The organism is Betaproteobacteria bacterium (genome assembly GCA_016791345.1).
Classification (GTDB): Bacteria; Pseudomonadota; Gammaproteobacteria; order Burkholderiales; family JAEUMW01; genus JAEUMW01.
On sequence record JAEUMW010000121.1, the window covers coordinates 1 to 9009 of the forward strand.

Here is a 9009-nt window from a genome sequence, read left to right on the forward strand (position 1 = left end):
GGAGGAAGCGGCCAACGCGCTACGCGCGACCCGTGCCCGGTGATCGGGTGCAGTTGGACACGATGAAGGTTGCGCCAGGCGTCTATCAGTACACTGCTGTCGACGATTGCTCGCGTTTTCGGGTGCTCGCGGTGTACCCGCGACGCACAGCCGCCTTTTGCCTTACGTTCTTGGCCCGCGTCGTCGAGGAGATGCCGTTTCCGATCCAGCGCGTCCAGACCGACCGCGGCGGCGAGTTCATGGCCGAGAAGGTCCAGCGCTGGCTGAAGTCGCACGCCATCAAGTACCGACCTATCCCACCGCGCTCACCGCACCTGAACGGCAAGGTTGAGCGATCGCAAGCAACCGATCTGCAGGAGTTCTGGACGCGCCACGACCCGAAGGATTCGGAGATCGCGAGGCGGATAGAGGAATGGCAGTTCGACTATAACTGGCGTCGCCCTCATGGTTCGCTAGGTGGCAAGACCCCGATTGATCGCGTCTGCGAACTCGGCCAAGCGATCCCCTTGCTCGAAGAGGTTGCCGCGGCCTACGACGGCAGCGAAGAGAGGATTCGGCAGCGAAACTACACGATCGATCAGGCACTGAGCGCCATATGGGCAGCGCGCAAGCAGGACCAGAAAGCTGCCGGCGCGTCACGGCGGACCTTACATGGTCAGTAAAGGGAGTCAGATCCAGAACGTCGAAGAAAATCGTCAGAAAAAAGTGAAAGGATGTCTGTGTAACTCACACCGTATCAAATTTCGATGTCGCTTGACACCTGTGCCTGCGCACGTGGAATCCCGAAGCGACCCGCCTGCGGGCTGATTGGCAGAGCCCGCTCCACCTTGGCCTACCAGTTGCGGCAACCGGCCACGGCCGTTGCCGCCGCGTGCAGCCAATCACGTCTGGACCTACGACTTCGTCTTCGACGCCTGTGCCAATGGCCAGCAGATCAAGTGCCTCACTGTGGTCGACGAGTTCACCCACGAGTGCCTGGCGATCGACGTGGCAGGCTCCATCCGCTCGCGGCGCGTCATCGACGCACTCGCCCGTCTGATCAGCGTGCACGGTGCCCTAGCGTATCTGCGTTCTGACAGCGGCCCGGAGTTCGTGAGCCAGGCGATCCTCAAGTGGCTCATCGAGAACCGCATTGACACCGCCCTGACCGATCCCGGGAAGCCTTGGCAAAACAGAACGAATGAATCGTTCAACGGTAAGTTCCGCGACGAGTGTCTGAGCCGGGAATGGTTTCGCAGTCGCCGCGAAGCCAGCATCATCATCGAAGCGTGGCGCAAGCACTACAACGCCGTGCGTCCGCATATGAGCTTGAACTACTTGACCCCCCGACCGAATTCAAGCAGCACCATCAGTCCATGCCAGTCCCTCAACCCTGAGCCATGTCCAAGGAATAGCGCATTCAAAATTTCCAGGGCAGGTCAGTCGGACGAAGTACACTTCCACAAAATCAGTCTCTAGCCTCGCCCGTATCCGTAGGGATTCAAAGACTGCCAGCGCCATGTATCCCGGCACATCTCCAATAGCGCTCTCTTCGCCTGCCAACCGAGCTCGGCTTCGGCTTTTCTCGGATCCGCAAAGCAACTCGGTACGTCGCCGGCACGGCGACCCGCAAACCGATAAGGAATCGATTTTCCCGTCGCCGTTTCGAACGCGTGGATGACCTCAAGCACGCTGCATCCACGGCCAGTTCCGAGATTAAAGGTAGCTAACCCGGAAATCTGGGTTAGCTTTGCTAATGCCGCGACATGCCCTTCCGCTAGATCGACAACGTGAATGTAATCACGCACCCCAGTACCGTCGGGCGTTGGGTAATCGCTTCCCCAGACGGATAGATATTCTCGTCGCCCGATCGCCACCTGGCTTATGTATGGCATCAGGTTATTGGGAATCCCCGTGGGATCCTCCCCGATCAGCCCGCACTCGTGCGCACCGACGGGATTAAAGTATCTCAGTACCGCTATACGCCACGAAGCCCCCGTACCCGCAAGATCGCGCAGCATCTGTTCGATCATCACCTTGGTCTGACCGTACGGATTGGTTGCTGCAAACGGGGCATCCTCTCGTATTGGAACAGTCGTCGGTTGGCCATATACGGTTGCCGATGAACTGAAAACGATCTGTTCGACGCCATGTCGCTGCATGGCGTGGAATAACGCAATGGAACCGCCGACGTTGTTATCGTAATACTCAAGGGGCTTGGCCACCGATTCCCCAACGGCTTTGAGCCCTGCAAAGTGCACGACAGCTGTCACACGGCGCGTTCCGAAGGCCCTATCCAATGTATCTGGATTACGAATGTCACCGTGAAAAAATGTGATAGACCTGCCCGTCAACCGTGACACGCGGTCAATCGCCTCATAGGAACTGTTTCGTAAGTCATCGATGACAACGACGTCATAGTCAGCCATTAAAAGTTCTACGCAGGTGTGTGATCCAATGTAGCCTGCTCCCCCAGTCACCAGAATGCACGTCATTTAGCTGATTTTCCGTTACTTGTGTGTGGTAGACATCTGAGGTGGAATTTGCTGTGCTCTCAGGCGGTGATCCGCGCCAATAGATTCTCATGTTCTGTGCCTTTACGCCATCCGTGACAGAGTGAACCTTGCCCCGGTTTCACGTACATCAGATCGTTGGTAGTTTTCTGGTGGACGGAGAAAGGAAATGGCTAAGAGAGAGGCGGTGGCGAACCGGCATACACGGGTGAGTTCAAGGTCGAGGCGGTGCGACTGGCCGAGTCGATTGGAAGCAATCAGGCAGCCAAGCGGCTGGGTATCCCGGAATCGAGTTTGTCCAACTGGGTCAGGCGCGCTCGGGCGGGGAGGCTGAAAGCAGACGACGGGACAGCGCCGACGAGGCGCCCGGCGACGGAACTGGAAGCCGAGAACGCCCGCTTGCGCCGGGAGCTTGCCAGCGGAAAGCTTGATCTGGAGATCGTAAAAAAAGTGGCGGCGTATTTCGCGAAGGAGTCGCGGTGAAGTACGCCTGGATTGAGAAGCATCAGACTTCGCCAGCCGCTTACTTTCAAACAGATCCTGGCCGATCACTTGAGTGCACGTGCCCCACGCAAGCAAGGAAAATCCAGGCGGTGAGGAAAGGAAATGGCGAACTATCGGCCGAGCCCAGCTGGTAAGGAAAACCCGGGTCGAAATGCTTTCAGGCGTTGCCTTGCGCGCCGAAATGACCGAGCAAGGCCACCTGCACCAGCTGGGCGACGGACTTCACTTCCAGCTTTTCCATGATGTGGGCGCGATGCACTTCGACCGTCTTGACGCTGATCACCAGGTCCTCGGCGATGACACGACTCGGCTTGCCGGCCATGACCTGTTCCAGCACTTCACGTTCGCGCGGCGTGAGGGAAGCGAGGCGATACGCGACCCGGTGCTGCTCGTTAAGTCGTCGGCGCTGCTCGCCGTAGCGCGCGAGACACTCGCGAACCAGAAGCAGAATCCGACTGTAGTCGAACGGCTTCTCGATGAAATCGACGGCACCTGCCTTGACCGCCGCAACGGCCTGCGACACGTTGCCTTCGGCCGTGACGAAAACGATCGGTACGTCGACGCCGCGCGCCGCCAGATGCTTCTGCAGATCGAGACCGGACATGTCGGGCATGCGCAGATCGAGGACGACGCAGCCGGGGCGGCTGACACGCAGAGCCAGCAGGAAATCCTGCGCACAGCGAAAAACCTGCACGGGAATGCCGTTGCTCGAAAGCAGCCAGTGAAAAAGCTCGCGTGTGGATTCATCGTCGTCGACGACGAAGACTGCGGGCTGTTGGTTTGCCTCCGGTGTCGGCATGTGTCCGCTCGTGGCAGCCCCGGGTAGGGGAGTCGAAGGGTCTCTCGCGATAATTCTAGTTACCGGGAGGGGATCCTCCGGCGCGCCTGACGGGCGGGCCAAGGGGCCTGAGGCGGACGCGGTACTGCACGAAACGGACGCTCCCGGGCTCCCGGATTTCTCGGGGGGCGCAGGATCGTTGCCGGTCGACACGCTCGAATGCGTCGGCATTCAGTATTTCACCCGTGCATAGAAAGTCTTTTCCGCTGCATCACGCGCATCCTTCAGGGTGCGCACCCCCTTCTCGGCGAGCAGGGGGATCATCTTCAGGAACGCCTCGCCGGTGACGATCGCATCGCCCAGGGCCGTGTGGCGACCGATAACGTTGATCCCGAGCCGCTCGGCGATGGCTTCGAGCTGGTGCGACTGGAGGTCCTGGTGCAGGACGGCCGACAGCAGCAGTGTATCGAGCACCGGTTGCGTGAACCGGACACCCGTCGATGCCTCCTTGAGCTGCAGGAAACGCATGTCGAAGGCGGCGTTGTGCGCCACGAGAACCGTATCTTCGCAGAACCGGTGGAACGCGGGCAGGACTTGCTCCGCTGTCGGATGCTCTTCCAGCATCGCCGGCGTGATTCCGGTGATCTTGATCGAATCCGCGGACATCGGCCGGCGCGGATTGATGAAGTGGTCGAAGGCTTCCTGCTGCAGCATGCGTCCGTTCAGGATGCGCACCGCGCCGATCTGGATGATCTCGTCGCCTTCCGAGGGGTCGAGGCCCGTCGTCTCCGTGTCGAAGACGGTGTAGGTGAGGTCCGAAAGCAGCCGGTCGTCCAGTTCATGCGACTGCCCCGGCTGGTGGAAGAGATCGAAATCATAGTACTCGGGGCGACTTGCGAGGGGCGCCGGACCCGTCCATGCCTGCTCGGCTTCGGCGAGCGGCAGCAGCAGGCGGAAGCACGAGGTCATCCGCGGGCGATCGAACTGATAGAACGCCTCGCCGCCGTGCCGCGCGACGACGTCGTTGAGCGAGAGGGGGCTGGCGAAGCCGCCGGCGGTGAACGGATCGTTCTCCAGGGCGAGGATCGTGTCGACGGAAAGAAAGCCCCCGGCCCAGAGAAGATCGAACTGCGCGAGGCGTCCTTCGCTGCGCAAGCGGAAACGCAGATCGCGAATGCGGATCTCTTCGCGCAACCGTGTGGCGAGATAGGTGATTGCCTGCACCAGCGTGTAACTGTCGACCTGCAGCCACAAGAGCGGGGCGACGTCCTCCGTGTTGGTTCTCAGGTCGAGACGGCTTTCCACGTTGCGCTGCACCGCCGAGATCAGGTCGCTGCCCAGCATCGGCTCCAGGCGCGCGCGACCCTTCACCGCATTGGCGTAGTCCGCCTCTTTCTGGTCGAGCAGGCCGCTGAGCTTCCCCGCCTCGTCGCTGATGATCTGCGTGAACTGGGTGCGCCGCTCGGGATCCATCTCGGGAAACGCCAGCATGTTTTCGACGGCGGCGCGGATCGTCGCCAGCGAAGCCCGCGTGCCTTGCGTCAGCGACTGCAGCAGGTCATCGCGCTGCCCCTCCATTTCCACCGAGCGCTTGATGTCCTCGACGGTCAGGACGAATCCGGAGATCTCGCGCTCCTGACCGAACACCGGCACCATCTGCGCGCGCACCAGCGTCCCGCTCGGTGACGTGGCGACGAAATTGGACAGCGGCCGCGCGTCGCCCTGGTCGATGCGGTAGCGCACGTTCTCCAGCGCGTGCACGACGAGATTGCGGTCGATCACGCCGAATACGGATCGTCCGAGCCCGACGAGCCCGGACAATGCCGAGTCGGCCCTGCCTTCACCGTTGCCGGACAGAAGCTGCTTCGCGCGCTGGTTGTAGAGGAGGATGCGGCCTTCGACATTGCAGACGAGCACGCTTTGCGTGAGCTCCGACATCAGTGCGGCAAGGAGGTTGCGCTCCTCCTCGAGTCCTGCGTTTGCCTGTCGGATGCGGGCTTCGACGTCCCGCTTGAGTTCCACGTGGCGTTCGGCGAAGGTGTTGACGATGCGGCCGAGTTCCCGGGTCTCCGCCGTCCCTGCGACCTCGACCCGATGCGCCGGGTTGGCCGTGAGCTGGATGCGGGCGCCTTCGATCAGCTGCAAGAGTGGCGTCACCTGGCTGCGCACGGCGAGCCGCGCCAGCAGCCCCGTCAATACGAAGAGGGCGAGAAAGACGACCAGCCCGAGGCCGATCGGATCCTCCACCGCAGCGGAAACCTGCGCACGCTGATCCTCGGGGATCTGCTGCGCGAGCAGGCCCACCACGCCTGCCAGAATGAGGATGAGGCCGACGAAGAGCGCGCCCCAGAGTACCGCGAACTTCGCCTTCGGCGTCATGCCGCCTCGCTGAGCAGCCGCTTCACCTGCTCGAGCAGATCCTGCGTGGAAAAGGGCTTGGTGATGTAGGCGTCCGCACCCAGGGCGAGCCCCTTCGCCACTTCGATGTCGCGCCCCTTGGCGGTGATCATCACGACCTTCATCGCGCTGACTTCCGGGTTCTCGCGGATCTTCTGGCACACCTCGTAGCCGCTTTTCAGGGGCAGCATGATGTCGAGCAGAATCAGGTCCGGCCGGAATTCGCCGACGAGACGAAGCGCCGCGTCGCCGTCGCCGGCCGTCTTGACCTCGTATCCGTTGCGCTGCATCAGGAACTCGAGCGAGATGACGATGTTGGGTTCGTCATCCGCGATCAGAATCTTCTTGGCCATCCTTTCCTCTTTCGGTTTTTTCTCGTTAAGGCGTTGCCAGGGACGGTGTGGCGACTGCTTGCCGCTGCTCCTGTGGCAGGGGCAGGGCGAAGGAGAAGGTTGCACCGCACCCAAGCTCGCTCTCCACCCAGAGCCGTCCGCCACAGTGTCCGACGATCTCGCGGCAGATGGGCAGGCCCAGACCCGTGCCCTGCGGTTTGTCGGTCAGCGTGTCTCCCACCTGGCGGAACTTCTCGAAGATGATCTCCTGGTCCTGCCGGCTGATGCCGATGCCATTATCGGTGACATCCACCCGGAGACAGGTCTCCTCCCGTCGGAGTGTGACCCGTACGCGTCCGGCTTCGCGGCTGCAGAACTTGCTCGCGTTCGACAGCAGATTGATCATCACCTGGATCAGCCGATCGCGGTCCGCCGGGATGCTCGGCACCGCCGGGGGCAATTCGACGTCGAGCGCGATGCCGCGATCACGGTAGAGCTGGCTCGTTGCGGCCACGGACTCCTCGATCACTTCCCGCAGATCGACGTCGACGACGTGCCACTCGGCCTTGCCCGACTCGATCTTGGCCAGGTCCAGCACCTGGTTGATGAGGCGGGTGAGGCGCTCGGATTCCTTGATCACGATCGTGAGAAAGCGGGTGCGCTCGGCTTCCTCGAGCTGCGGGTTGTCGCGGAGGATCTCCGAGAACGCACGGATCGAGGTGAGTGGCGTGCGCAGCTCGTGCGTGACGGTGGAGATGAAGTCGTCCTTGAGGCGATCGAGCTCCTTCAACCGCTCGTTGGCCGCGCGCAGCTCGGTAGTCGCCGCCTCCAGCTCGCGTGACTTTTCCTCCAGTCGATGGCTGTAGGCGATGACCTGCGAGGCCTCGTCGAGGATGCTCATGACCTCGTCGAGGCCGATCGGCTCCTCATCGACCACCGACGCCACCATGGCGCGCGCCGACGCCGCCCCGATCGCACCGGCGAGCTGCGTCTCGGCGAAATTCACCAGTTCCGCGTTTGCCTTCAGCTTTTGCTTGGATGGGATGCCTTGCTGGCGGGCATAGGCGTCAAACGCCTCGTGTGCCCGCGCCGGCCCGAGAAAGCGTCCGAGCAGTTCCTCCAGGGCGGCCACCGACGCCGTGCCGCGCCACAGCCGCGCCCACTCCGAGTTGGCGTTGCGGTCGAGCGCGTCGACGAAAAGCGATGCCTGCCGATGTTCCTCCACGCTCTGACGCCCGAGCAGCGAGACCGTGACATAGGCGCCGATGTTGAAGAGCATGCTCCAGATCATTGCGTGCGTGATCTGGTCCAGGCCGTCCAGACCGAGGAAATGCAAGGGCCGCAGGAGGGCGATGCCGAACGGTCCCTGCTCGATGAAGGAAAGCGCAATCCACCCCGACTTCGCGATCGCCGGAAGGAGGAGGGTGTAGATCCAGATCGCGAACCCTGCAGACATCCCTGCCAGGGCACCGGAACGCGTGCCGCCCTTCCAGAAGAGCCCGCCCAGGAGCGCCGGCCCGAACTGGGCGACGGCGGCGAAGGAGATGAGGCCGATGGAAACCAGCGCATAGGCCTCCCCCGCCAGCCGGAAATAGAGATAGCCGAGCAGCAGGATGGCCACGATCGCACCGCGGCGCACGGCGAGCAACAGGCGCGAGAGGTCGCGCGCTTCGTGCACGCCGAGCGCTCGCCAGCGCAGCAGGACCGGCATGACGAGGTCGTTGCAGACCATGGTCGAGAGGGCGATCGTTTCGACGATGACCATGCCGGTGGCCGCCGACAGCCCGCCGACGAAGACCAGCAGGGCGAGACCTTCCCAATGCTCCGCCATCGGCAGGGTCAGGACGAACGTATCGGGGTCGACGTGGCCACCCGGGAAGCGCAGGAGGCCGCCGACGGCGATCGGCAGCACGAAGATGTTCATCGCCAGCATGTACAGCGGAAACAGCCACATCGCCGTGCCGACGTACTTCTCGTCGACGTTCTCCACCACTGCGACCTGGAACTGCCGGGGGAGGAGCAGGAGCGCCAGCATCGAGAGTATGGTGAGCCACACCCAGCTCGCATAACTGTCGCCGTCCGTTCCCAGGTGCGGCGGGGCGAGCAACCGTGACGTCTGGACTTCGACCGCGGTGCGGTCGAAGAGGTCGGCGAGGCCGTCGTAGAGAACGAAGGTCACGAAGATGCCGACCGCGAGAAATGCCACCAGCTTGACCATGGACTCGACGGCGATGGCGGCCACCATGCCTTCGTGACGCTCCGAGGCGTCGAGATGGCGCGTGCCGAACGCGATCGTGAACGCTGCGAGGAGCAGGGCGACGTAGAGGGCGGTATCGGAGAAAAGCGGGGTCGCGCCCAGGGTTGTCGGCATCGCGATCCGCGGGTACTGCACGACGATGGTGAAGCTCGTCGAAACGGCTTTGAGCTGCAGCGAAATGTAGGGGACGATGCCGATGACCGCGATGACGGTCACCAGGCCTCCCAGCAGCGCGCTCTTGCCGTAGCG

At 62.4% G+C, this 9009-nt stretch carries 6 protein-coding genes and 2 pseudogenes; 3 read left to right on the forward strand and 5 right to left on the reverse strand.

Annotation, left to right across the window (positions count from 1 at the left end):
- Positions 1 to 587, forward strand: a pseudogene (locus tag JNK68_04810) (transposase family protein).
- A 262-nt stretch (positions 588 to 849) separates the two neighbouring features.
- Positions 850 to 1326 (forward strand): annotated as a pseudogene (locus tag JNK68_04815) (transposase family protein).
- Between the two features lie 128 nt (positions 1327 to 1454).
- Here JNK68_04815 and galE read toward each other — a convergent pair.
- Positions 1455 to 2474: a UDP-glucose 4-epimerase GalE gene (galE, locus tag JNK68_04820; GenBank protein ID MBL8539675.1), complete on the reverse strand. Its 1020-nt coding sequence runs from the start codon at positions 2472 to 2474 to the stop codon at positions 1455 to 1457.
- A 246-nt stretch (positions 2475 to 2720) separates the two neighbouring features.
- Here galE and JNK68_04825 point away from each other — a divergent pair, with 246 nt between their 5' ends.
- Positions 2721 to 2975, forward strand: coding sequence for a transposase (locus tag JNK68_04825; GenBank protein MBL8539676.1), 255 nt, complete (start codon positions 2721 to 2723; stop codon positions 2973 to 2975).
- A 178-nt stretch (positions 2976 to 3153) separates the two neighbouring features.
- Here the strand turns inward: JNK68_04825 and JNK68_04830 are convergent, their stop codons facing one another.
- The 4 genes from JNK68_04830 to JNK68_04845 all read right to left on the reverse strand — a co-directional run.
- The gene (locus tag JNK68_04830) at positions 3154 to 3795 is read right to left on the reverse strand and encodes a response regulator transcription factor (GenBank protein ID MBL8539677.1); all 642 of its coding nucleotides are present in this window, start codon (positions 3793 to 3795) and stop codon (positions 3154 to 3156) included.
- Between the two features lie 210 nt (positions 3796 to 4005).
- Positions 4006 to 6153, reverse strand: coding sequence for a DNA polymerase III subunit epsilon (locus JNK68_04835; protein MBL8539678.1), 2148 nt, complete (start codon positions 6151 to 6153; stop codon positions 4006 to 4008).
- Complete coding sequence (locus JNK68_04840; protein MBL8539679.1) at positions 6150 to 6524, reverse strand: response regulator; 375 nt, start codon at positions 6522 to 6524, stop codon at positions 6150 to 6152. Before JNK68_04840 ends, JNK68_04835 begins: the two co-directional genes overlap by 4 nt.
- 25 nt (positions 6525 to 6549) lie before the next feature.
- Positions 6550 to 9009, reverse strand: a 2460-nt coding sequence (locus JNK68_04845) for a histidine kinase (protein MBL8539680.1), incomplete at its 5' end; no start/stop codon positions are given.

Excerpts from the sequence above, each read along its gene's own strand:
- galE (MBL8539675.1), bottom strand. The coding sequence starts at position 2,474 with ATGACGTGCATTCTGGTGACTGGGGGAGCAGGCTACATTGGATCACAC.
- JNK68_04830 (MBL8539677.1), bottom strand. The coding sequence starts at position 3,795 with ATGCCGACACCGGAGGCAAACCAACAGCCCGCAGTCTTCGTCGTCGAC.
- JNK68_04835 (MBL8539678.1), bottom strand. The coding sequence starts at position 6,153 with ATGACGCCGAAGGCGAAGTTCGCGGTACTCTGGGGCGCGCTCTTCGTC.
- JNK68_04840 (MBL8539679.1), bottom strand. The coding sequence starts at position 6,524 with ATGGCCAAGAAGATTCTGATCGCGGATGACGAACCCAACATCGTCATC.